The sequence below is a fragment of the Pyrodictium delaneyi genome (assembly GCF_001412615.1).
GTDB lineage: Archaea > Thermoproteota > Thermoprotei_A > Sulfolobales > Pyrodictiaceae > Pyrodictium > Pyrodictium delaneyi.
This window is the reverse complement of the sequence record NZ_CP013011.1, coordinates 1147009-1172174: the sequence shown is the minus strand read 5'-3', so window position 1 is coordinate 1172174 and position 25166 is coordinate 1147009. Positions and strand designations below refer to the sequence as shown.

Annotated in this window: 20 protein-coding genes and 2 tRNA genes; 12 read left to right on the top strand and 10 right to left on the bottom strand. The window is 49.5% G+C overall.

Translation table 11 applies throughout. The features are described 5' to 3' along the window. Positions 1-64: 64 nt before the first annotated feature. A tRNA-Met gene (locus tag Pyrde_RS06005) sits at positions 65-141 on the bottom strand. Between the two features lie 177 nt (positions 142-318). On the opposite strand from Pyrde_RS06005, the gene Pyrde_RS06000 reads away from it, so the two are divergent. Both Pyrde_RS06000 and twy1 read left to right on the top strand, forming a co-directional pair. Beyond that, the gene (locus tag Pyrde_RS06000) at positions 319-678 is read left to right on the top strand and encodes an MGMT family protein (RefSeq protein WP_055409060.1); all 360 of its coding nucleotides are present in this window, start codon (positions 319-321) and stop codon (positions 676-678) included. 404 nt (positions 679-1082) lie between these two features. Then, positions 1083-2234 carry a 4-demethylwyosine synthase TYW1 gene (gene twy1 / locus Pyrde_RS05995; protein WP_055409058.1) on the top strand — a complete coding sequence of 384 codons (1152 nt, stop codon included), beginning with the start codon at positions 1083-1085 and terminating at the stop codon, positions 2232-2234. 43 nt (positions 2235-2277) lie between these two features. On the opposite strand, the gene Pyrde_RS05990 is transcribed toward twy1, so the two are convergent. After that, positions 2278-3027 (bottom strand): DUF2208 domain-containing protein, encoded by a 750-nt coding sequence (locus tag Pyrde_RS05990; protein WP_055409056.1) that lies wholly within the window; start codon positions 3025-3027, stop codon positions 2278-2280. Positions 3028-3529: 502 nt separating this feature from the next. On the opposite strand from Pyrde_RS05990, the gene Pyrde_RS05985 reads away from it, so the two are divergent. From Pyrde_RS05985 to gcvPB, 3 genes are all read left to right on the top strand, one after another. Continuing rightward, a tRNA-Thr gene (locus Pyrde_RS05985) sits at positions 3530-3651 on the top strand. A 317-nt stretch (positions 3652-3968) separates the two neighbouring features. Beyond that, positions 3969-5399 carry an aminomethyl-transferring glycine dehydrogenase subunit GcvPA gene (gene gcvPA / locus Pyrde_RS05980; protein WP_055409054.1) on the top strand — a complete coding sequence of 477 codons (1431 nt, stop codon included), beginning with the start codon at positions 3969-3971 and terminating at the stop codon, positions 5397-5399. Then, positions 5396-6955, top strand: coding sequence for an aminomethyl-transferring glycine dehydrogenase subunit GcvPB (gcvPB, locus tag Pyrde_RS05975; RefSeq protein ID WP_055409052.1), 1560 nt, complete (start codon positions 5396-5398; stop codon positions 6953-6955). Before gcvPA ends, gcvPB begins: the two co-directional genes overlap by 4 nt. On the opposite strand, the gene Pyrde_RS05970 is transcribed toward gcvPB, so the two are convergent. Together Pyrde_RS05970 and Pyrde_RS05965 are read right to left on the bottom strand one after the other, a co-directional pair. Beyond that, positions 6950-7348 carry a YkgJ family cysteine cluster protein gene (locus tag Pyrde_RS05970; protein WP_055409050.1) on the bottom strand — a complete coding sequence of 133 codons (399 nt, stop codon included), beginning with the start codon at positions 7346-7348 and terminating at the stop codon, positions 6950-6952. The two genes, gcvPB and Pyrde_RS05970, sit on opposite strands and share 6 nt — an antisense overlap. Further along, the gene (locus Pyrde_RS05965) at positions 7341-8270 is read right to left on the bottom strand and encodes a carbohydrate kinase family protein (RefSeq protein WP_055409048.1); all 930 of its coding nucleotides are present in this window, start codon (positions 8268-8270) and stop codon (positions 7341-7343) included. Before Pyrde_RS05965 ends, Pyrde_RS05970 begins: the two co-directional genes overlap by 8 nt. A gap of 91 nt (positions 8271-8361) precedes the next feature. Between Pyrde_RS05965 and metG the strand changes: the two genes are divergently transcribed. The 4 genes from metG (at position 8362) to Pyrde_RS05945 (ending at position 12244) form a co-directional block, all read left to right on the top strand. Further along, positions 8362-10083 (top strand): methionine--tRNA ligase, encoded by a 1722-nt coding sequence (metG, locus tag Pyrde_RS05960; protein WP_055410807.1) that lies wholly within the window; start codon positions 8362-8364, stop codon positions 10081-10083. Between the two features lie 59 nt (positions 10084-10142). Continuing rightward, positions 10143-10559 (top strand): UBP family nucleoid-associated protein, encoded by a 417-nt coding sequence (ubp, locus tag Pyrde_RS05955; RefSeq protein WP_143522077.1) that lies wholly within the window; start codon positions 10143-10145, stop codon positions 10557-10559. A 187-nt stretch (positions 10560-10746) separates the two neighbouring features. Further along, positions 10747-11649, top strand: a complete 903-nt coding sequence (locus Pyrde_RS05950) for an MBL fold metallo-hydrolase (RefSeq protein ID WP_231656698.1) — start codon at positions 10747-10749, stop codon at positions 11647-11649. Further along, positions 11573-12244, top strand: a complete 672-nt coding sequence (locus Pyrde_RS05945; RefSeq protein ID WP_082419514.1) for an SAM-dependent methyltransferase — start codon at positions 11573-11575, stop codon at positions 12242-12244. Before Pyrde_RS05950 ends, Pyrde_RS05945 begins: the two co-directional genes overlap by 77 nt. Here the strand turns inward: Pyrde_RS05945 and Pyrde_RS05940 are convergent. Beyond that, on the bottom strand, positions 12241-12531 hold the full coding sequence (locus Pyrde_RS05940; protein ID WP_143522078.1) for a hypothetical protein: 291 nt from the start codon (positions 12529-12531) through the stop codon (positions 12241-12243). The genes Pyrde_RS05945 and Pyrde_RS05940 overlap by 4 nt on opposite strands. Beyond that, positions 12476-14503, bottom strand: a complete 2028-nt coding sequence (rqcH, locus tag Pyrde_RS05935; RefSeq protein ID WP_055409041.1) for a ribosome rescue protein RqcH — start codon at positions 14501-14503, stop codon at positions 12476-12478. Before rqcH ends, Pyrde_RS05940 begins: the two co-directional genes overlap by 56 nt. Before the next feature lie 179 nt (positions 14504-14682). Between rqcH and Pyrde_RS05930 the strand changes: the two genes are divergently transcribed. Next, positions 14683-14913: a 30S ribosomal protein S25e gene (locus tag Pyrde_RS05930; RefSeq protein ID WP_055409039.1), complete on the top strand. Its 231-nt coding sequence runs from the start codon at positions 14683-14685 to the stop codon at positions 14911-14913. A 380-nt stretch (positions 14914-15293) separates the two neighbouring features. On the opposite strand, the gene Pyrde_RS05920 is transcribed toward Pyrde_RS05930, so the two are convergent. Beyond that, positions 15294-15539, bottom strand: a complete 246-nt coding sequence (locus Pyrde_RS05920) for a winged helix-turn-helix transcriptional regulator (protein WP_055409035.1) — start codon at positions 15537-15539, stop codon at positions 15294-15296. Positions 15540-15639: 100 nt separating this feature from the next. Next, positions 15640-16764, bottom strand: coding sequence for a hypothetical protein (locus tag Pyrde_RS05915; RefSeq protein WP_055409034.1), 1125 nt, complete (start codon positions 16762-16764; stop codon positions 15640-15642). A gap of 206 nt (positions 16765-16970) precedes the next feature. Between Pyrde_RS05915 and nucS the strand changes: the two genes are divergently transcribed. Continuing rightward, on the top strand, positions 16971-17768 hold the full coding sequence (gene nucS / locus Pyrde_RS05910; protein WP_055409032.1) for an endonuclease NucS: 798 nt from the start codon (positions 16971-16973) through the stop codon (positions 17766-17768). 5 nt (positions 17769-17773) lie between these two features. On the opposite strand, the gene Pyrde_RS05905 is transcribed toward nucS, so the two are convergent. Then, a complete protein-coding gene (locus tag Pyrde_RS05905) occupies positions 17774-19636 on the bottom strand; it encodes a type II secretion system F family protein (protein WP_082419511.1) in 1863 nt (620 codons plus the stop codon). Positions 19637-19876: 240 nt separating this feature from the next. Continuing rightward, on the bottom strand, positions 19877-21547 hold the full coding sequence (locus Pyrde_RS05900; RefSeq protein ID WP_231656697.1) for a type II/IV secretion system ATPase subunit: 1671 nt from the start codon (positions 21545-21547) through the stop codon (positions 19877-19879). Between the two features lie 218 nt (positions 21548-21765). On the opposite strand from Pyrde_RS05900, the gene Pyrde_RS05895 reads away from it, so the two are divergent. After that, complete coding sequence (locus Pyrde_RS05895; RefSeq protein WP_156328020.1) at positions 21766-25149, top strand: Ig-like domain-containing protein; 3384 nt, start codon at positions 21766-21768, stop codon at positions 25147-25149. The last annotated feature ends 17 nt before the right edge of the window (positions 25150-25166 follow it).

The window sequence follows — 25166 nt, the reverse complement described above, 5'->3', positions numbered from 1 at the left end:
GGACGTTCGCATTTTCGTGAAAGGAGGGAGAATTGGCGGCGGGGGCCCGCGCGCGGCGGGCTTGTGGTAGCGGGGGGTGGATTTGAACCACCGACCTCGGGGTTATGAGCCCCGCGGGCTACCAGGCTACCCTACCCCGCTATGCTACCCCGCCATCCACCATGCTGTAACATCATCTCTGTACAAACCCTTATAAATGTTTTGCACAGGTTTGATAGAGTACATCTCAAAAGGCTGAGACCACGGGGGATGACTGGCCTCCCCGCAAAGATGCCGATGAACCCTCCCTAGCATCAAGATGTAAAGGGTGAGGAGAGGGTGAGCTGGAAGGACCCCCGTTCAAGAAAGGACATAGTCTACTTACTCCTTATGATGGTTCCAATGGGCTATACGGTGACTTATGGGGCTCTAGCAGAACTTTGCGCGACCACACCCAGAGTAGTGGGCATGTACATGCGTCAGAATAAGGATCTTGTGATAGTCCCCTGTCATCGAGTGGTCTCAACACGAGGGCTTGGCGGTTTTAGCAGAGGTTTAGAATTTAAGAGGAAACTTCTTGAACTCGAAGAAGCACTAGATAACACCCGTGGGAAACCTATAAGGGTTATTAGATCTGCTAATGAGTTCTGGGATGTAGTAGAGAAAAATGGGTTACAACTACACATAGATATCAACTAGACATACTATATTTGCATATGTTGCATAGAATAGAATGGTATACCATAAGGGGCTCAGACCACAGGGAATTCATCACATTACCACATAATCAGCTAGGTGTTGGCTCAGCATGTTCATGATGAAGACCTTTGGGTCTGACAAGCATCACCCGACCATATTGTAAGGGCTGCAGAGGCGTGATGAGTAGGCGGAGCACTGAAGCATAAGTACACATTTATGGGGTTCGGTCCTGGCCACTCCCCTCATCCCGCCTTGGGGTCGGCTAAAGGGTGTGCACCACACCCCTTGTCGCTAGCAATGTAATAAGTTATGTCTAAAAATTCTCTCGACAATCAGTTGACAAACCCTACCAGCAGAGCTGCTAATTAGGGGTCTAGAGGTGAAGCAGGGTTAACGGGGGTTGAATGACCCAGGCGGACTTTAGGCCCAGAACTGTTAGAAATAAGAGATGGAAGTATCGTATAGACGATTTTCCAGAACCTTACCGCAGCTTATACCGTATACTTGAGAGGCAAGGCTACATAATTGTTGGCCGCCACAGCGTCGTCAAGAAGTGCCATTGGACACACGCGGCTCTTGTAGAGAATAGGTTCTGCTACAAGTGCCGGTTCTATGGAATAGAGAGTCATCGCGATATACAAATGAGCCCTGCTGCACTATGGTGTTGGAATGCATGCCTACACTGCTGGAGGCTACGCCCAACAGACACCATACGCTGGGACGACACTAAGCTACCATGGATAGACGACCCCGACCTCATAGCAGAAGGCAGCATAGAGGCGCATCGAGAATCCCTTATGGGCTACTGGGGCCACCCCAAGGCTGACGAAAGAATGAAGCGCATGCTGGAAGAAGCAATGAATCCAGTCCACGTGGCTATAAGTCTCACCGGTGAGCCCACACTTTATCCACGCCTTGGCGAGTTAATACACGAGTATCATAAACGCGGCCTTACAACATTTCTAGTAACCCGTGGTGTACGCCCTGACGTACTGGCTAACCTTGAGGAGGAGCCTACACAACTCTATATCAGCATAGAGGCGTGGGACAAGAAGAGCTACAACGAGTTTGACAAACCACTCGTGCCAAGGGCCTGGGAGTTAACTCTGAAGACTCTAGAAATGTTGCCAAGTTTCTCAAGCATTACAGTGATAAGGTTCACACTAGTGAGAAGCTTCAACATCCACGACACAGCACTCAAAGCCTGGGCCAAACTCGTAGAGATCGCACAGCCTACTTACATAGAGTTTAAATCCTATATGCACGTCGGTGCTGCACGACACCGCCTCTCCAACAAGGACATGCTACGTCACATAGAGGTCCTCGCATTTGCAAAGAAGTTCGCCGAGCTAACCGGATACAAAATACTCTCGCAGCAGATAGAAAGCCGTGTAGTACTCCTATCGCGCATAGACAAACCTATCCGCGTCGGCGAGGGATGCAAAGGCGAAATAGAAAAGGAGAAGAGTAGGCTTGAAGAGATGCTGGATAAGCTTAGAGTCGATAACCATCTCGACGAAGTCGAATACAGGATGGTACTAGACCAGAAAATCTAAAGCATTACTTAAACCAAACTTTAACCATACTACATTATAGCCTCTAGATTGCCTCTGTACCTTTGTCCTGGCCTTCTTCCCGGCGTATGCCATAGCGTTGTATGTACTCGTATAGTTTCCGGGCCTTACGTGTATACAGTCTTATCCTATTACCCCGCGGATACTTTATCTCAACGTAATTCTTAGTCTCATTCAGCTTTACCTCGCTGCCATCAGGAAGCGGAAATCCTATAACTTGGCCGAGAGAGCCCTTAACAATGATCCCCCTCTCGGTTACACGAAAGCCGTGGGGAACCATTGGTGGCTGTGCACGCCCACTCCTGGCTACTATCCGCCTAGACAACTGGCTTATCAAGAACATAGACTCGAACACGGACAACCACACTATGAATCCTGCTGTCGTCTCGTTGGGTACGCCCAAACTCTGCAGCCTAGCTACGAGGTCATTATAGTAGGTTGTTGCAGCTCTAAATATGACAATGTAGACTGGGAATAGCATAAACATTATCAGCATTGTCTTCGCTTGACCAGCAAATTGCCTTACTAGTTCCTCATCCTCCATAGCTAGTTCAAAGGCCTTATCCTCTTTTAGTAATGTACGTGCTTTCTCGACCTCCTCTCTGGGAACACGAGTGCCTCCTCCACCACGTGCGGTATACATACCTAGACCCATTATGGCTATAAAGTATATGATAAATACTAGCATATAGTATTGTGGTGCTACAGCTAGTACAAGCGACAGTATTGCGAGGTAGATTTGACTCACAAGCAGCATCATACGCTCCGAGAGCACGTCAACTACACCTCAGACTCAACTATCATTAGCTACTAGACTCCGCGCTACGAGCCTCCTCCGTTCAAGTTCAAGCGCCAGACCTACTAAACCCCTTAATAAGAGCATATAGACCTAATGGAGGACGGTGCATCATCTCCAGACCCCACTATATGATGAATGTGGCCGGCCCGAGCCCCGTTGAAGAGGAATCCGGAGCTGAAGAGGTAAATGCAAGAGTGATGTATGTCATGATGTAGGCGTCCTACGCAGAGGGGCTATGAGGACAAGGCTGAGCGCTGATACTTCTAACTCATAGAGATATGGCGTGTTTTGTAGACACACGGGCCAAGTTAGGCCTCGGCCGTGGACGGGCTATAGCATCCCCTCCCCAGCACCACCACTAGAGAATCGGGGAGGGTCTACTAGGCCTGCGTGTTGCGTCATCGGCTTCCAGGATGAATTATTGCACGATAACCCTATAAAGCCGCCTCTCACTGTAGACTCAAGCCTATACATGGGAGCCGCCGTAGCTCAGCGGTAGAGCACCGGCCTCGTAAGCCCCCGCTGGCGTCCACTGGCGGGATGAGCCGCGGGTTCCGAGGGAGCCGGGGGTCCCGGGTTCGAATCCCGGCGGCGGCTCCACTGCGGGCCTTCTACTCTTTCGATGAAGTCCTCTAGCTACATCAGTTTGAGATGCCTAACCATATATTTCAACTATCACCAGTTTGGAAGCGAACCCGTAGACCCTGCTGATAGTATCATAATCGTTACAGCCGAGACACCCTAGCCTATATGGTAACGGGGTTTGTATGCGGGGCTCTGCTACCCCAGGGGTGTTAGCCTCATCCTCTCCGCGTCGGGTGGCATGACTCTCATCACAGCCCCGGGGTTCTAGTAAATAACGACAACCTAGTTGAATTATACTTACTTCTTGGTTAGGACTGGATCCCATGTATCCTATGTCTATAAACTGGTGCAATACCGCCCTACAGCCCCGGGTGTCACAGTCTTTGAGACTTCCATGGGCTCCTGCTGCTAACGAAAGAGACCGCAGAGAGATGCTTAAGCGGATAGGCGTAAACGATGCAATGGAGCTGTACAATGACGTACCGCCAGAGATAATGCTTAAGGAGCCCCCAAACGTTGGGTTCGGACGCCAGCTCTCGGAGTGGGAGCTTCAGCGGCTGGTAGACTCGATGCTCTCCAAGAACAAGGTCTTCACTGACCCGCCACCCTTCCTCGGAGGAGGCATCTGTTTTCATACCGTACCAGCTGTTATAGACGCTATACTCTCGCGCAGCGAATTCTACACAGCGTATACACCATACCAGCCTGAAATAAATCAAGGACTCCTCCAAGTGTTCTTCGAATACCAGAGCCTCATGGCTGATCTTCTAGAGATGGACGTAGTTAACGTATCAATGTACGACTGGAGTACTGCCGCTGCAGAGGCCATACTAGCAGCTATGCGCGTAACGAGAAAGAAGCGCATAGTGGTGGCTGGGAATATACACCCTGAGCGCATGGAGGTTATAGAGACATGGCTCCTCGGCAAGGAAGCAGACATTCGGGTCGTGGAGTTTGATCGTGAAACAGGAAAAGTAGACCTAGATCGACTGGAGAACACTATAGATAGCGACACTGCTGCTGTATACGTAGAGGTTCCAAACTTCTTTGGAGTCATAGACGATGGTGTTGAGGCTATAGCCGAGATAGTCCACCGGAGAAAAGCGTTATTCATAGTAGGTGTTGACCCTCTAAGCCTCGGCATAGTGCGCTCGCCGGGGAGTTACGAGGCTGACATAGTTGTTGGCGACGCGCAACCGCTGGGCCTGGGTCTGAACTATGGAGGCCCCTACCTAGGGATATTTGCCACACGGTGGGACCGGAAGCTAGTAAGACAAATGCCCGGCCGTCTGATAGGATTGACGAAGACCGTTGACGGCAGCGAGTACGGGTTTACAATGATTCTACAGACACGTGAGCAGCATATCCGCCGCGAGAAAGCGACGTCGAACATAACTAGTAACGAGGCGTTAATGGCCGTAGCCGCTGCAGCATACATGGTCCTCCTTGGAGGCAGTGAGCTACGCGAGCTAGCCCGCAGCATATGGTTGCGCAGCCACTACGCCGCAAAGAGGCTCGGAGAACTCGAGAGAGTAAAGGCGCCACAGTTTAGCGGAGAGTTCTTCAAGGAGTTTACTGCACGGTTCCCAAAGCCCTACCATAGTATACACAGAGCACTCCTCGAGAAGGGTATCATGGGTGGTCTCCCTCTGGCAGATAAACCACCACTCATGGACGAGTACTCTGCGCTTTTCTGCGTAACAGAAGCCCACAGCATGAAAGACATCGATAGACTAGTCGAAGCTATAGGTGAGATGCTATGACTCTCAAGCTGAGAAGCGGCTGGAGGCAAGCAAGATGGAGTGAACCCCTAGTATACGAGCTAGGAGATCCAAACAACTCCGGATTCGTACGCCCCTATAGCCACGAGGATGCAGAGCTGGAACGTATACTCGACGTCACACCAGAAGAGATGCTTGGACACATGTTCCGAGACTCTATCCCAAATATACCGGGGCTTAGCGAGGTAGAGGTCGTACGTCACTTTACACGACTAAGCCAGATGAGCTACGGTGTTGACGTAGGCCCAGTGCCTCTAGGCTCGTGCACCATGAAGTACAACCCTAAGATAAGCGAGGAAATAGCCAGGGATCCTCGGATACGCTACCTGCACCCATACCAGGACCCGGAAACTGTACAAGGCTTACTTGAGATGCTCTACCTCCTTGAGCGCTGGCTTGCAGAGCTAACAGGTATGGATAGGTGCAGCTTGCAGACTCCCGCCGGGGCTGCCGGAGAACTAGCAGGAGCACTAATGATACGCAAGTACTTCATAGACAAGGGCGAGGACCGAGATGAGATGCTTGTCCCGGACTCCGCTCATGGTACTAACCCTGCCAGCGCTGCTATGGCGGGATTCAAGGTAGTGAGGATACCGACTTCTGAAAACGGAACTGTTGACATGGAAGCACTAGACGCAGCATTATCCGAGCGGACTGCTGGCATAATGCTGACAAACCCTAATACATTAGGGATATTCGAGGACCGCATACTAGAGATAGCAGATAAGCTCCACAGTATCGGCGCGCTATTGTACTACGATGGCGCTAACCTCAACGGCATAATGGGTATTGTGAGGCCCGGCGACATGGGCTTCGACATAATACACCTAAACCTCCACAAGACTTTCGGCGCGCCTCACGGGGGCGGAGGCCCGGGCGCAGGCGTTGTCTGCGCACGGGGAGAGCTTGCCGAGTACCTCCCAAGACCGCTCATAGCCAAGAAGGGTGATCGCTACTATTGGGACTATGAATGCAAGAAGTGCATAGGAAGAATACGTATGTTCTACGGCAACATCATACCCCTTGTTAAGGCGTTCGTGTACATAGCTATGTTGGGTGGCAGAGGACTGAGAGAGTCCGCAATACAGAGCGTCATTAACACAAACTATTTCATAGCATTGATGAGAAGCGTAGATGGCTACGAACTCCCATATGACCCGGAGAAGCCGAGGAAACATGAACTAGTCCTCTCCGCTAAGCCGTTAAAACGGGAAACAGGAGTTACAGCAGAAGACGTGGCAAAGGCGCTGCTCGACAAAGGGCTACATGCACCAACCATATACTTCCCCTTGATAGTGGAGGAGGCATTGATGATAGAATTTACAGAATCTGAGCCGAGGCGTCAGATAGAGGAATATGCTGGTGCCCTCCGGGAGATAGCTGGGGAGGCCCGCCGTAACCCTACAGCGCTTAAACAGCTACCGAGGAACACCTCTACAGGCAGACTAGACAACGTATATGCTAACCATCCACGTAGCGTCACACCAACATTCCGAGTACTCCGGAGAAGGTTACAAGGAGAACAATTATCGCTATAGACTTCCATATATTTCTTCAACGAGACGAATGACTAAGGGTGTGAGTCTTTCTACGGTCTTTTTATCAATAGTATAGGCCCTCGGACACTCCGGATCAACGTCCACTCCTTTGCCTGGCACGTATACTAGCGGGTAGAGGCGACAGCCCATAGGCCTATAGGGGTAGATCTTACATTTCCCGGTAGAAGGGTCTAGGAAGACGCAATGTCCATCGACGTTCCTCAGTCGTGGCACCCCATTCACGTAGTCAGCAAAATAGTCTATACTATAGCCTAGAGAGGTTATCCGCTCTATGTCTTTCCTAGAGAGGGGCATTTCGGTTGAATAGCAGCAGAGAGCACAGTACCTGCCATCTGCTAGGCGGCAGTCTAGCCTAAGCTCTGCTTCATACATGTTTATGGACTCTCGGCGGCTTCTCGCGGAGGAACCTTTCGATCTCTTCTCTGCTCGGCGCACTCTGCGCTCCCCTGCGCGTAACCTTGATGCCCGCTGCTATCGAAGCCGCCTGGAGAGCAGTGATATGGTCTCCTTTCTCGACTAAATACGAATTAAATACTGCTATGAATACGTCGCCCGCCCCAGTAGTGTCTACAACTTGCCCGGCACGAAATGCCTCCACATGCCAGAGGCCGTCACGTGATATCAGCGTAGCGCCTTCAGCACCCATCTTGACTATGATGTACTTGAGCCTCCCGTTAAGCAAGCTCTGTGCTTCGGCGAATGGCTTGTCACCCACTACTAACTTGTACTCGACACGGTTGAGCACAAGCACATCTACGGCATTCCGTGCAATATCTAGTATACGTGATGCCTCTCGACGAGCTGCTGCACCACCCGGGTCATACGATACCAGGCCTGCACGTATACTTGAGATTACCCGCTGGAGTACGTCGGTGCCACGGCTAGCCACATGAAGTACATCGACCGTTACACCCTGGACTTCATCACCTCGTAACCGGTTGTTGGCTCCACGCATGGTTATCATTGTCCGCTCTCCGCCCGGGGCTACTAGGACTATTACTATGCCTGGCATTTCGTTATCATGTATCCTTACCAATGATGTGTCTACTCCGCGTTCTTGTAGTAGTTTTAGAACACCGAGTTGCTCTGCAAGCTTACCAGTATGACTCAGCAAGGATACTTTGTGGCCAAGCCTTGCTACGGCAACAGAGTAGTTTGCTGCAGCTCCGCCAGGCCCAATGTAGGCCTCTCTAGCTACTGAATTTTCGTCAGGACCTGGTATATAGTCAACAACCATGTACACATCTATGTTGAGATTACCCACTGCTATATGCCTTGGCGTCTTCGGCTCCACTGAGGAGCCCCGAGTACCCTATGGCTAGCTGAGAGCACCTAAAATAACAAGGGCCTAGTATGTGCACTCTATCGCCGGGGGCCCGGAGACTATGGCACGATGGGTAGTCACGTCAGCATGGCCGTATGTAAACAACGTACCACACTTAGGCAACTTGATAGGCTCAATACTATCGGCCGACGTGTTTGCCCGCTACCTGAGGCTCCGCGGAGAGGACGTAGTATTCGTGAGCGGTAGCGACGAGCACGGGACACCTATAGAGATAGAGGCTATACGTAGAGGCGTTGAGCCCAAGCAGCTCACAGATCAAGCTCACGAATACGTCTCCAAACTCTTCCAGGAGTATCGTATAAGCTTTGACAATTACACCCGCACCGAAAGCCCCGTCCACAAGAACTTCGTTCAGGAGTTTATGATGAAGCTTTACCAGAACGGGTATATCTTCGAGCAAGACGATGTACTTCCCTACTGCCCTCGCGATAGAATGTTCCTCCCTGATCGATTCGTAGTAGGTACATGCCCTTACTGTGGCTTCGAGAAGGCTTATGGAGATCAATGCGACAACTGTGGACGGCTACTACATCCAACCGAGCTAAAGAACCCTAGATGCGCTATATGCGGTGGTCCCGTGGAGTTTAGGAAGAGCCGCCACTGGTTCTTCGACCTACCTAAATTGCAGGAGAGGCTGCTACGCTGGCTTCAAGAGTCTCGTTTACCGCCAAACGTTAAGAACTACAGCTTGAACTGGGTCAAAGAGGGGCTTAAGCCGCGTAGCGTTACACGCGACAACAAGTGGGGCATACCAGCACCCTTCCCGGGTGCTGAAGGTAAGACTATCTATGTCTGGTTTGATGCGCTTCTAGGATATGTATCCGCTACAAAAGAATATGGTATAAAGAAAAAGAGTGACGATGAACTTTGGAAGCGTTATTGGTTTGATAAGGAGACTAGGACAGTATACTTCATAGGCAAGGATAATATCCCATTCCATGCTATTATACTACCAGCAATGTTCATGGCAAGCGGTGATCCCTATACACTGCCATGGTACATATCCTCGACAGAGTACCTGATGTATGAGGGCGAACAGTTCTCTAAGAGCCGGCGCTGGGGCATATGGATGGACGAGGCATTAGAGCTGCTGCCAGCTGACTATTGGCGCTTTACGCTCATCAAAATGCGGCCCGAGACCAAGGATACTAACTTTACATGGAGCGAGTTCACAAGGATAGTGAATAGTGATATGAACGATGACATAGGTAACTTTGTACACCGTGTCCTCAAGTTCATAAAGTCCCGCTTCGGAAATAAGGTACCAGAGCCTAGCAATATGAAGGAACTGGACAAAGAGTACCTTGACTACATATTGTTGGCACCCAATAGAGTCGGTAGCTACATAGAGTCTTTCCGGCTGAAGCAAGCATTAGAGGAAGTAGTAGAACTAGCCAGGAGAGGCAACCAGTACCTAAATGCAAAGGCCCCATGGGAGAAGATTAAGACAGATCCCCCAGACGCAGCTACTACTATGTATGTGGCCGCCAACGCCGTCGCTACACTTGCAGTACTTCTAGCACCCTTCACACCAGACGCCGCCGAAAGGCTGTGGAGAATGCTCAACATGGAAGGTTCAGTGCACAGGTCTGGTCGTTGGCTAGAAGCATCTAAGCCACTGCTCAAGCCGGGCCACGTGCTGGGAGAGCCAGAGCCTCTCTTCCGCAAGCTGCCCAGCGACTTCCCCGAGAAGGTTAAAGAACTACTAGCAGAAGCCAGAAAACGCGTCATGGAGAAGAGGCCTCCACTACTACGCTGGTAGATACACTTCCCCCTTTCACAACTTTTGCATTGTTATTCCTTGGCATCTGGGACCGTGCTATGCCTAGGCGCAAGTACCTGCGCGTAATCAACGGCCTCGACGCAGTGGAGAAATTCCTCGAAGAATACAAGCGCAGAATATACCGCTACAACAGCTTGATACGTGATGCAGGGTTCTACCTCAAACCACTCCACATAGTCTCGAGACAGGTTGCCAACGGGCAGCGAACATACTACTATATTGGCAGGTATTGGTGGCGCGTAGTCTACGCCGGCAAGGCCGGAAAGACGTCTAGGGTGAAATGGATCTATGTCGGTAGGGAAAAGCCTCCAGAGCTAGCTGGGTACCCTGATCCGCCTTCTCATCCTATTGCAGGGCTTAGGTTTAGTGTAGATGGACGAGATGTTATAATAGATAGGCGTGTATATGAGAAGTACAGGTGGGTCTTTGAAGGCTACACTGTTGTAGAAGAGTAGAGGCGGACAGTGTTAATTACCTCTCTAGTCTGCTAGTAGGCTATAGGACAGCACGGTGTGGAGCCTTCCCCTCAGCCGAGCCTTACAGCGCTGTGAGGAGGTTTGTCGGCTGGCGGCCGCCACCGAAACCCCGACACTACTTTACATACCTACTACTCCTTGCCCGTGGGAGGGCTGAGCTCCGCCCTTGACGGAGCTGCGGATCAAGATAGTAGGCGCTGATAGCTTCGGTTCACGCTCGATGGCTACAGTAGTTGATGCGGGCGGCGTTAAAATATTCGTAGATCCTGGTGTAAGCTTCGCGCCACGTCGCTACGGCCTCCCGCCACACCCTCTCGAGCTAAAGAGGCTTGAGGAGATACGCGAGCAGATATACCGGGAGCTAGAGGACACAGACATGGTTGTTGTCACTCATTATCACTACGATCACTACTTGTACCACGGTGATGAGGCCGAGTTTTATCGGGGCAAGGTTCTGTTAGTAAAACATCCTACGCATGACATAAACGTGAGCCAGCGTATCCGTGCTCACCGCTTGTTGAAGCGTAACCGTGTAGCAGAGCTTGCCAAGGAAGTAGTGTACATAGACGACAATGTCTACGTTGTAGACCGGGGGCTAGAGATCCGTGGCTCGCCGCCTATGCCACACGGCCCTGACAGCACAAAGCTAGGCTACGTTGTCATGGTTATGATTAGGTGTTGCGACTCATCCTTTGTACACGCCTCGGATATCCAGGGACCTATCTCCTCTAGGCCTCTAGCTGTACTTAGAGACTGGCGCCCAGACATAGTGTTCCTCAGCGGACCACCGACGTATTTTGACGGCTACAAGATAGATGTGGAAAGTGTTGAGAAGGGACTCGAGAATCTAAAAATGCTCTGCAATCTCGCCAGAGACATGGTGATAGCCGACCACCACTTCGCGAGGGACATAGAGTACCCCAGACATCTCGAGACACTACGGGCCTCATGCAAGAGGATACTGTCGGCAGCTGAGTTTATGGGTGTAAGCTATGAGCCTCTCGAAGCGCTACGCAAAGAGCTATGGAGATCTAGCAAAGAGACCACTGATAGTGATAGAGCATCTTGAGGACCACACCTCGCGTTGGATAATGCTAGAGTACCAGCACGTAAGCAGCCTAGCCGGCAAACGTCTCGTATTCACAAACGGTAGAGAATATTGCGGCAAGCTGTCGAGGCTAGCCCCTTGTTACCGGGAGAGCCTCCTCGACCTCGAGGGTGTGCTCTATACCGAGCGCAGACGTGTGATAATCCTCGACCCCTCGGCTGATAGACTATTAGACCCCGAAGAGGCTGCCAGGGCTGATGCTATAGTGATCGGGGGCATTCTTGGCGATCACCCCCCACGACGTCGTACATGGGAGATGCTGACTAGCCGGGCTAAAGGCATGATAGCGCGTAGTCTTGGTCCTCACCAGCTGAGCATAGACGGCGCAGCCTACGTCGCCATAAAGGCGCTAGAGGGTGTTCACCCAGCTAGTATTCCGCTTGTACACCGTCCACGTCTCGAAATCCAGCTCGATGACCTGGTCTCCGTAGAGGTCGAGCTACCTTTCTCTTACCCCCTCGTGGATGGCCGTCCACTCTTTGCACCAGGTCTTGAGGAGCTCTTGGCCCGCGGCCTTGCCTACGAGGAGGTCCGAGAGCTAGAGGGACAGGCCTAGGAAGCGAGTGCGGAGGCGAAGAAGACTCCTAGGATGTAGGCCGCGAGCCCGCTCACTATACCAGTGGTGTATGGCTCATAACTCTCGAGGAGTGTGTACCTTTTTTCCGCGTAAAGACTACTAGCCAGCAGCATTAGTGAGTATACTGCAAGGCTCACGAGGCATCCACCCGGCATCGCCATCGTCGAGAGCCCTGCCACCATGCCCAGGGCTATGCGGAGGGCTGAGAGCTTAAGCTTCTGAACCCTCTTCTCCACGTAGACCTCTAAGGGGTCTTGGCGGTTCAACGGCTTCACCCCGGCCAATATACACTATTCTCGATCGCCCTGGCAGTCTTTCCCTAATCTCGTCGTGTCTTAACGCCTCTATTATAGGCCTATACTCCTCCGCCGCCTTGTTCGCAAACAGCTTTTTCATCCGCTGGGCTAGCTTCGTTGGATCCTCGTCGCCTGGGACTAGGATTGCATACACTATGCTACGCCTGCGGACTAGCTCTACCGGTCCCACAATGACTACTGGGGCTTCATCCTCGGCTCCCACACCCACAGCAAGCCGTAGCTCCACGTTGCGTATGTAGTTCCTCTTACCGTATACCATGAAGGCGCCCCGAGCTAGGTACTCTCCGGGTGGCGGCGACTTCGAGACCTGGTTACCCCAGACCCAGTATACGTCTACAGAGCCTACACCAGCCTTCCATGCCTTGGAGTACGCTGCAGTAAGTAGAGCCGCCTCCTGCAAGTCTTTCTCTGACGGCTCCTGGCCCTCCGCGAACAATACCACTGCCGGCGCTCCGTGCACGTCTGCATGCATGAATATCCTCTTGTCTGTCAGGTAGCGCTTCACCACAGACTCGTTCTGACTGGCATCCCGACCGCCTATTGCGAGAAGCCCACTGCTCGTAATGAGCCAATGGTAGCGTTCATACCACTCCCGGCGGCGCACAACCGCGCGTGCTCTCTTCGCTCTCATAACCGCCTTCTTCTCCAACTCTGCCAGCTTTTGCTCGACCTCCTCGACTGCACGACGACCACGCTCTATCTTAGCACGTATCTCGCCCGCACGCCGGTAGAGATCTACTACGACGCGGCTTGGATCACTCCTTATGTCGACATCAACAAGCTCGTCTCCGAGCTGCAGGACTATAACACCGCGGGCCGGCTGTACATCAACAACCCGGGGACACGTGCCCGGTATATGCTCCCAGCCAGCTGTCTCGCGAAGCCGCCTTGCACACTCAAGAGCCTCATACACCTCGGCCATACGCTCGGCGAGTAGCTGAGCCCTCTTCTCTATGGCTTGGAGCTTCTCCTCTAGCTCTCTGAGATTCCGCTTAGCCTTCTCCAGCGAAGCCAGCAGCTTTCTACGCTCCGCCTCTATCTCGCGCGTCGCCGTGTCGGCCTCTAGCCTGCGGAGTTCCTCTACAAAGTACTGGTCCAGCGCCTCGCTGAGACTCTGCTTTGCGACAACCTTCAAATCATACCTCTCGATGAGCCCTCGGGGTTCGAAGGGTACAACTGTTACCGGGGAGCCACCCTCGTCGTAAAGGATGTAGGCCCCCGGCTCTAGGGATTCCTTGTAAATTGCGCGGAGCGTCTCGACCAACTCTTCTTCGCGGCCACGGAGAGCAGTAACGCTGTCGGACGGATTTACGCGGAGTCTCGCTAGCGCCTCCTCTACCACCTCGCCGGGATAACCTAGAGCCCTAGAGAGTGTGCGCGCTGCCTCACCCTCTCCCTCCACGACACCAGCCACGTGCTCTACACTGAGCTCCAACGGATGAAGACTCGAGCCGGGCGGAGGAACATAGTTGGCGCCACGCTTTACCACCCGGTCTTTCATCACGCGTTGCTCATCTAACTGAAGTATCCTACCATCCTCGTCAACGAGTACGGCCACACCGCGGGGAAGGATCTCGGCTATGAACTTGTACTTGTGCCCACTACTTTCAAATGCCATCTCAACTATTCTGTCAAACCCTCGCTGTTGTATTTCTACAAGACTTGCACCGCGTATGTACTTCCTAAACCCCATTATGAACGGGGGTGGCATCCCCTTATCACTGATGTCGAAGGAGGTCAAATGAATGCGCTCGCCCGGAACTATGGCTACACGTACATCCCTCCCTAGACCCTTAAACCGAAGTAATATGACACCTCCAACATAGTATATGTTGTTAAGCTTAAGGCCCTGCAACTGCTTAAGCTCCTGCACAACCGCCGCTATATCAAAGCTTGTCATCGAGCGCTTTCTCTTGATCAAGGCCTTCAGCCCCGCCCTACACCAGGCCCGCTACCTCTATAGACGCCTCTACTCCATAGAGAGCGCCAGACAAGTCTCTCAAGCTATAGCACTGTCTGACCCCTAGTCTCGCCCCCTATGGGGCATTAGTACTTATACCCGGGAGGGGTACTGGCACGCCTCCGTCTGGGGATAGCGGCGTGTCTGAGCGCAGCGGCCGCGAGTATACGGCATTCGTCCCTGAGAGTCTCTACAAGAGGATAAGCAAGGAGATAAAGAAGGAAAAGTTTGTGACACCATACATGGTTGCAGAGAAGTACAACATGACAGTGAGTCTAGCTAAGCAGGTTCTACGCAGGCTAGAGAAAGAGGGTATAGTGGAACTATACGCTCCCAACAGAAGAGCACCAATATATATAATTAAGAGTTAAATCTACACATAATTTTCTCTACACCAGTAGCATAAGCATAGATAGAGGCTTTTGTAGAGGATTACACCGCTTCTATGAAGGCTTTCCTGTCATAACGACTAGTCAGTACAATGCTAATACGGATTGAGCATAATTAGATGACAGAGATAATCTACACAACTATGTAGTTATCATTATAGACGTAGAACTTGATAGATACTTGTGCGGATATACGTTCAGCTCAATATTAATTACACTGCAGAACCGGCTTGCTACATAAAGACGCAGCAGAGGATGAAAACCAGGAAAGGGACAAAGGCGCCAAATATTCGAGACAACACGGAGACTATAAAGTATAGAGGCTACCTCATAAAAATAATAACTGTTCTAACAACCCAATGTTAGCTGTGCTCTTCGATGACTTTAAGGCCGCTTTCTGTTATGCTGTAGAGCCCTTCTTCGCTACGCTCTACTAGGCCTAGCCGGAGCAGTTTCCGCATCTTAGCCGCCACACGACGTGCATCGAGGCCTGCCTTCTCCGCTATATCTTTGGGCTTTGCGGGGCCACCTATTTCCTTTAGAGCACGTAGTATTGTTATGTCTATCTCGTCAGGCCCAGTAGCTCTAGCCCTGCAAGCAGAGGGCATAAGGCTCCCCTCCGCGAGGGGAGTACTAATTTCTACTCACAACCGTTTGGCTGTTTTTAGTAGCTAAGTGGCAGGATTTTAAACCCTTATACGCAGATATTTACATCTCTGCCTTATCCTGTGAAGACCCCGCCTCTAGACGCTTTGATGATCTTATGCGACGATAATAGGCCGATATGGGACTTCTTGTGCCACAATCTGCTCTGCATATGCCTAGGGTCTTCATCTTCTCGCAACTGTATACACGGTATTTCTTCCCAGAACCCCGTAGGCCGGCTAAGTGCTCTACCTGGTACCTAGCTATCCTCTCGTTGAAGTCCGGCATGTTTCGGAAATAATCTAGTACGTACTCTATGTCGGCCCCGAGGTTGAGGAGGAATGTAGCGAGAGCAAAACGTTCATGGTGGCTCAAGTGCTCACCTTTCCGGGCTCTAGTAGCTAAGTCGGCTATACAGGGCGGAAACGCATCCTCTATGATAACGCCTTTGGGTATCTCGACACGGCCTCCCTCTATCCTAGGCTTTTGCCTTGCCGATATGATCTTTTTAACATGTTCTACGAGACCCGCTATAGGCTCGATGAGGCCGGGGTCTACACCCTCTCCGAGGCTCCTTATACGGTTCTCAATATACTCTGTTAGTACCTCCTTCAAAACACGCAATACATGGTGTTTCTCGAGAAAGATAACGCCCTTCTTAACCGGGTAGTTTATTGGCTTCCAGGAGTCGTCACCTAGTAGGCGACGTGCAGCCCTTATGTACTCTAGTAAACTCATGGAATAGCTGTATATCCGGTACACCGGAACCCCACGAACCATAGCTATGGGTTCACGATATGTCCTACCATATGCCAGGCTTCTAATACCCACTACTCTACCAAGATGAGCTACAACCTCGTCCTTCTCGTCCTTAAGTAGCTCATAAGCTCTATTAGCCTCCGCAAGAGCTAGACGAGAGATCACCCACCGGTTCTCCGAGAGACTGGCCGCAAGCGCCGCGTAGTAGAATGAGAGAACCTCTTCCTCAAGAGTCCTCCAAGGCCCAGGTATGAAGGCACGTCGTAGAGCTGCGTCAAGCCGTTTAAAAGCTATATCCACGTATTCATGGCGTCTACGAGCTACCTCGAGGGGATCTACCCCAAACCTCTTACGAGCAATAGCTACGGGATCAGCGAGGAACGGGTATAGACGTGTATCGAGCAGTGCCAGGCTGGTAGCATAGCTCATAGCTCTTGTAACCCCACTAGACTGGTAATAATACGTTCTACCGGTATCTCCGCTTTGGGGCTTCCACGGGGGAGTTTCTCCTACACCCTCCATTCTAGGCGTTAAGGCTTAACCCTCTTGAACCCTGGGCGCAACTCAATACCCCTATTGGATCGTCACCACCGATAGCAGAGCGTTTCCCAAGTCCCGGAGAGCGTGCAGACGCTATGACCACCGTCAAGTACCTAGCCGAGCCAGATCTCGACAAGGCTCATAATTTCATTAGCTCTGCCGTGGCTCAACGCGATATGATAGTGATGGCTGTCAAATGTAGCGTAGCATACGAGGGGCGTGGAGCTAGCCGTCTCGGCGAAGGCGATCGACTAGTCATAGTGAAGCCCGATGGTGCTGTACTCGTCCACAGACCTACTGGTTATTCTCCAGTAAACTGGCAACCTGATAGCCACGTGATAACGGTTGAGAAACAAGATGGCCGTATACTCTTCCGGAGCGTGAGAAAACGACCACGCGAGGTTCTTGAAATACTGATATCCAGGGTGTACTTTGTTGTAGCCATCCACGGGCTCTTAGACGATGCAGAGTTCATAGAGTATCTTGATGAGAGCGAGATAGCCGATTACCTGGCACGCCACCCCGATCTAATCGAGGAAGGACTAAGAGTGGTTCGTAGAGAGCGCCCCGTAGAGGGTGGATACGCGGACATAGTAGCAGTAGACAAGCAGGGCCGCTATGTAGTGATAGAGGTCAAGCGCGTCACAGCTGGCATCGACGCGGTTAAGCAATTACACCGATACGTAGAGATGTTCCGAAAGGCTAACGCAGAGGCCAAGGTCAGAGGTATATTGGTAGCTCCAGCCATAACCAAGGATGCACTCTCTCTTCTCACTAGCCTTGGACTCGAGTACAAACATGTAGACGTAGCTAGAATACACAAGAAGGCCAAACAAGAGAGACGCCATAGCGGATCCCTGTCGCTTCTAGACTTTATCGGAAAACGGGGCTAGAGCGACTACAGTGATGCCAGCATAGAACTCGATAGTATTAGCGAGAGAATTACAGAGAGTAATGTTATAGTTGTTAGTATTGTTGCGTGTAGGAAGCCTGCTGCGAGGCTTTGATCCTGTATCTTACCGGCTACAAGACCGCTTAGCCATGCATTGATTATTGATGCTACCGAGGCTGTTACGAGTAGCTTGTTGATGTTCTCTGGTGATATGTTTACGCTTAACCCACCCAGTCTACCTGTAGCACCGCCAAGTCCTGCACTCACAACGGCTTGAACCATCATCGACAACGTTAGTATACCCGTTATAGCCACCATGATCGCGCCAAAGTACGGCATCATTATGTATGGTTTTAGCCTCTTACGCATACTCTCATGTATCTCTATTAGCGTCGATATGAAGCGGGCAAGCGAGTCAACCGTGGTCGGACTACCGCCACCAACATCTATGGCGTCTACGAGAAACCTCATTGTTACGCGGAGGAGCCAGTTCCTGTAGCCACGTATAGCGCGTCTCACAGCTTTCTCGACGTGTAAGCCCGCAGCAAGCGCACCAGCTATTCGCTTTACTATGTTACTTAGTTCTCCATAGTCTCTCTCAGCGAGCACTATGATGCTCTTCTCTGGGCTTAGCCCAGTACGTCTGACCTCGGAGAGGTCGCGGAAGAACGATGACAGTGCTCGGCTTATTTTGCGCTCGCGGCGCACTTGCTTCATGTAGGCTACTGCCGGTCCGATGCTAGCTACTATGAAGCCGAGACCAACTGCTGTAACTAGCTTTACTATGTCGTTGACATTGGCTTCTCCTCTTAGTGCCGCCGTTCCTCCGCTAAGTGCTAAGAATGCCAGTGTGATAAAGACTCCGAGAGGTACCGTGACTAGTAGATAAGCATAAGGCTCTCTTATGTTCTCTTGGCTCGGTAGCAATGAGTTGAGCATGGCTATGACGGCCACTGTTACCAGTGGTAGGATCACGAGACTGTAGATTATTATGCCGGTCGTGCCAGCCATACCTCCGCCTCCTATTAGACCTGCGACTATAAAGAATATGTACAGCGATAGTGTACCCATAATTGCTACAGCAGCATAAGCCTCCACTATGAGACCCACGCGCTCAGCTCTGCTCTTGAGATCCTCCATCCTTGCTTGGAAGAGTTCTTGAGTACGTATCTCAAGATAGTGTATGATGTCGCCACCCGTTCGTAGAGTCGTGAGGTACCCGAGCATAAAGTCCCTGTACATTCTTGAAGGATGTCTCGCCGCATTACGCTCTAAGGCTGTCAATATATCACTACCAAACATTTTTACATCACGCAGTATCCGTATTGCCTCGTCACGCATAGCCTTGAACACTTTAATTTCAGCAAGCCTCTCTATGACTTTTTCCGGTGGCACACCGCCATAAGCCATAGCTGTTAGATACGCTGCAAAGAACGGAAACTCGTTGTCAACTGCCATGGCACGCGCCGCTGCCTTTGAATGCGGATAGTAGAGTCCAAGCGCAAATACTACCAACGGGATCATGAAGGCCATGAGTGCAATCACTATCTTAATAATTAGTGACACGTCCAAGAGGGCTACAAAGATTGCCAGAGAACCAAGAGTTAGAGACAATAATAGAATTCCGAAAAGGAGACGAGCCGCGTAGAGCCAAGGATGTACAGCCATACCAGCCTTGCTTATAGCTTCGTTGAGCTCAAAGCTGCGTGCAAATTTCTCAGCATACTTGCCAAAAGTAGCAATAGCCAAACTATCGTAGAGAAGCGTAAGCGATAGTCTGGTGCTCACTTTTCCATTCCGTTCACTCTTTTCTTTACCTTTTTTGTTAGCAGCCCCAGTCCTAGCACCACGCCGACGAAAGATCGCCATCTCCGCATTAGCACCTCGTAGTGTTCTCCATCCCTCGCTCTATCACCATCCTTCTACTACTCCAATAATACCCTATAAAACACCATAGTTATCATAGCGAAGTATAAACCTCATCCGGTAATAGAACATTAATTATTTCAAACCTGTTAAGGCAAAAAACACGACCCGCCGACTATACTATTAACGCTTAACAATGGCTACACATTAGCCCCACACGACTGATTAACGAGTAATAATAGTCTACAGTTTATCCTCACCGTATGAGCCCTCCTCGAGCTCTATTATTGCACGCTTATACACTTTGTCAGGCTCCAGGTAGTATTCACGGATAACCCGGGCGACTTCACGATAACTCCTCATGTTTCTCGCTGCCATCCATTTCATCACTACCGCTCTGCGGTCTATCTCCTCCAGTATCTCATCCATGCTCCATCCACGAAGCTCCGCTATAAGGTTAAGCAGCCTGCTAGACTTCAAGTTCAGTACATGCTCGTCACGACGTGCATCCCACTTATGCACTTGTATGTACTTACCATAATCTTCTATCTCCCATGTGTCGGTTATCCTCCGTGTCACCCGCAGCCTGCCAGTCTCTTTATCAACAACCTCTACACGCCGGATCAACAGTGCAAAGTTCATTAGCGGTATGTAGCCCTTAGGGATGTTCATAGGCGGACTTGTAAGCCTCTTCGCAGCCGCATCAATATTCTCTGCATGCAGGGTTGTCATACCACCATGACCGGTTGCTATGGCCTGGAATAGGACGTAAGCTTCTTCGCCACGCACCTCGCCAACCACTATTATGTCGGGACGGTAGCGTAGGCTTATACGTACTAGGTCGTAGAGAGTTATCTCGCCTGCTTTCTCGCTCCCAAAGCCATAGCTCATACGGGGTACGAGCTGCACCCAATTCTCTAGGGGAAGCTTAAGCTCCGGCGTATCCTCTATAGTGACGATCTTTACGCTCGGCTTAAGCATAGTCAATAGCGCGTTCATAGTCGTAGTCTTACCGGAGCCAGTTACACCCATGACCATTCCTGGCCGTTTATGCTCCATGAGTATCCAGTAGTAGGCAGCAAGCATCGGGCTCAAAGATTTGCCTTGTATCATGTCAACAACTGTTAGAGGGTCTTCGCGGAACTTTCGTATAGTGAAACTCGAACCTCCCGTAGTTACTTCCTTCTTATAAGTGGCTGCCAGACGGTGGCCACCGGGAAGTATAGCGTCAACCACCGGGAAGGCCACTGATATATGTTTGCCAGCCATATGTACAAGTTTCACAACAAGATTGTCCAGCTCTTCTTCCCTCTCGAAGACAAGCGATGTAGGTATGTACTCGTAGCGTCGATGCCACACATACACCGGGCGACGGACGCCGTTACACGAAATGTCCTCTATGTTCGGGTCCTTCATCAAGGGGTCTATAGGCCCGAAGCCGATCGAGTCGCGAAGCACATAGTAGAGTATTTTCCTCCAAGACACACCCGGGGTACGTCCCAGCCTTATTTGGAAAGTCCTCACTATACGTCTAGCCTCGCGGCTAAAGTAGGCAATAACATCCACGCCAGATGGCGGTGGCTTCATCTCCCAGTAGAGTATATCCATTACCTGCTTGTAGATCTCCTTCTCCCGGCTAGAGAGTGGTATCTCGTCTATCCAGTACAACAGCTCCTTTGTCTCCCGATGCCTCAATATTCTAGCATAAACCCATGGTTCCTCAAGCGGATAAGATTCTATCTCTTCATATCCTCTCAATGAACGCCTGGCTAAAGTAGTTGGCCTAACCATAATTTCCTCTGGTATGATCTCATCGAGAGGTGGTGCGGCAACGGCTTCAGCCTTCTCCTTCACCTTTCTCTTCTTAATCTTAAAGCTTAGCCGCAGTCCCTTAAGCTGCAGCTTCAACTTCACTGTATAAAGCCCCCCAAGCCCTGGAAACATGAAAGAAGACTCTGGTATTAAGCACTTCCATGTAACACGCTACCAGAGAGACTTAGAATGAATCAAATACCGATAAAGGTAGACCGAATATATGGGAATCTAGCATAAACGCTAAAGTATCTCGAATCAAGGGATTGGTTCATGAGAAGGCGTCGAGGCTGAGAAACACCAAAGCGGTGAACAACACAATGCTAGCAACTACCAGTGCCAAGAAGTATCCAAGAATCTATTTATTTGAATCGACATTACTGCTGATGCTTCTCGCTGTGATTACAATTATGTTGGCACCGCCTGCACATGCAAAGACAGATGTGCCAGCCATCGCATCAGCTCTCGTAAATGACACTATAATTACGGCATTAAACACGTACATGAATAAACTGGTATATGTGCGAGCTACAGATGAAGGTCTCTTCTTAAACATTGCACACATAAACACTAGCAATCCTGTTCCTTCGCTCACTATACTGGATGAGACAGAGTTAGCAACACTACCATCTTTACTTACAATCGATAACTTATATGATCCACGCTACATCATACTCGGCGACCTTCATGGCAACGTTATTATAAAGGATCTTCATCTTAATAGAACTCTAGAGTTCGGAGTCATAGGTTCTGTTAAGAATGCAGTCTTCCTAGACCGGGTTGGCGTAGCAATACGTACTAGCGCTAATGCTCTCTACGTAATAAGACCCAGCGAACTTGGCTGGTTTGAAGCAAGAGTGCTCATAGGCAATCTGCTACCTGAGAAGCTCGAACATGTAGAAATTACGGACTTAAAACCTATACTCAAGCTGGAGGACAACAGAATAGAATATCTTGGCAAAGGCCTAATAGCTCTTAGAGTTGCAAAACTAGCCTATAACACCCTTGTAAAAGCTGCTCTAATATGGAGCAACGGTACACCGGTAGCCAATGCCACCGTCTATGGCTATATAGATTCTATCGGTGCATTTACTCCGACGACTACTACGGACTCTAACGGCGAATTCACACTAAGAATACCACCAGACACATTCTATATAACATTGTTCATAAAAACGAACAACACGTGTTATTCAACGCATATCACACTTCGCGACATTAAGTCTGGCACCCTAAACATTGTAACTAAACCTATAGTTATTGATCCCCAAAACAGAGCTGTATGCCCTCCCCCAACTTTTGAAACTAAGCTACTAATTCTTAAGAATAAATACCCACCTACACTAACGGTGCTTAAGGAAAGTAGTAGATTAGGCGATGCCAAAATACTTACTGCATACATGCTAAACAACATCCTATATATATGGGTAACTGGTAGGAACATACCATTATTCAACGTCACCGCACCAGTATTTGCAGTCCTAGCATTTAATGCAGCTACGGGAGATCCTGTAGAATCTATCTGGGGATACTATGTTTCTAGCTCTATTGCAACTACTGCAGCAGTAGCACCCTCCGGTGAATTATTAGTTATTGGCACATCGGATGGCTCGATCTACATACTTGGAAAGAGCAATAACACTTACACCCTACTATGGAGCCAAAAGCTAGCCGGATCAATTATACATGTAACATTGTCTAATAGGATAGACGGTTTAGGCTATATAATAGCAGCTACCGATGCCATGTCGAATCTGATGTTACTAGCAGTAAACCCGGACAATAACATGGTAAGAATTATCACACGAGGACCAAGGGGCGAACCATACATAGACTCTGGCATGGACATAAACTACCTTTACCTGAGCCCCAATGCTGAATACCTCCTAATTGCCGGATCCAAGGGGATAATTGTATTCAACAACTTTCAAGCCGCTATCACGGGGGAACTTAAAAGCCTAGATGACTATATGCTAAAGAAAATACCATTACGTATATACAATGAAGACGGTGAGCCCGTAAAGGGCTTCATAGTACTAGCAACACTGCTTTACGGAAATAATTCAATTTATGAAACAACAGTTGAAACCAATAATTCGAAAGCATACATACCTTGCGTTAGCGGTTCAAAATTACTTATATCTGTCTATCCCAAGGACAACATTTATCTACCAATAACACTAGCTTATGACGCCATCAGGGCATGTACGGCTGATGGGGTAAGTATTACGGTCCCATACAGGCTAATGAAGGTAAGGCTTTTCGTAGTCGATAAATATACTGGTTCCCCACCATTACATGACATAGACATAACTATATATGATGTCAAAAGAAACCATACCCTGAATTACACATATAATGCTGGCCAAGAGGCACCCTTACTCATAGAGTTAAAACCCGGCATATATGATATAATAGCCTCAGATACAGATAAAACATTCTATAAATTATTTAGAAAACAGTTTGGCATATTTAACGATACAACCATAATCATAGATCTTCAGCGTGTTCCCGTAACAGTTGAGATAACTATAACTGCTGACCTCCTAGCTTATCCTCTAGACAGGTTGAAGGTGTATGTGGTAAGCCATGACGATAGGCCAATATATACTGAAACAACAAATGCACCTACACCTACTAATGCAACTAAAGTAGTGTTCACTACAGCATATAGAGGACCTGCAAGGATAATCATTAAAGACATTCCACCAAAAGGCCTTCCACCGTTCTTTATAGATACTAGCATAAATATCAATATAACCAAACTCGTTAACAAGGCTAACATCAATCTTGTACCAATGAAATATCCCGTGACTGTGACTGTAATCGATAACTTCACAAAATCAAAAGTTCCCGCTAAACTGGTAATCAGTCGTATATACGATAATAGGTCGCTTGATCCGCATCTAGAACTAGAATCCAATGGTACACTTACTCTCAATTTGCCACGTGGCATATACCGTGTATATGTGGAACCACTTCCTATCAATGGAAGCCTGCCACTCAATGCTCCAAGAATTATTTCAATAAACGTTAACGGCTCTATGAACATTGTTATTGAACTAGAACGTATACGTGTATTAACGCCTCTAGTAATAATTGACCCTATGTCGCCCGGCGAAGTAGTCATAGACAATATAATAGTATCAGTTGACGGACATAACATTACAAAGGTGTTAAGCGGGCACTCAGAACCCATAAAAGTACCATTACTCATAAACGGTTCTGAGATAGAACTCATCTCAGAAAATAGGATCTATGCACAATATAAGGGCAAGATAAAGCCTACGTTAAACGACACTATTGTAAAGATTAAACTGTCACGCATAAACCATGTATTAACAATAACAGTTTTGAATGATATCGGTGAACCAATACCTGGCGTTAGGGCATGGGCTACTGGATTAGACCTAGAGTATAGTACTGATAGCGTTGGCACACCAGAGGGCATAGTAAAGCTCGCACTACCCTTTGGTAGTTATGACCTCTGTCTATCGGCTGCAGGCTATAATGGAAAATGCATGACCGTAACATTGGCCACCGATGCATCTCTGGTGGTAACACTTACTCCCAAGCCGATAACAATCATAGCAAGATACTCTACACTGATAACCGCCGTAATTGTGGGCGTACTGGTATTGGCTGTGCTAAGGTTCTACTTTAAGAAGATAGTTGAGCGACTTTCTACAGAGGAAGAATTCTGATCCTATTAGTATTTTCG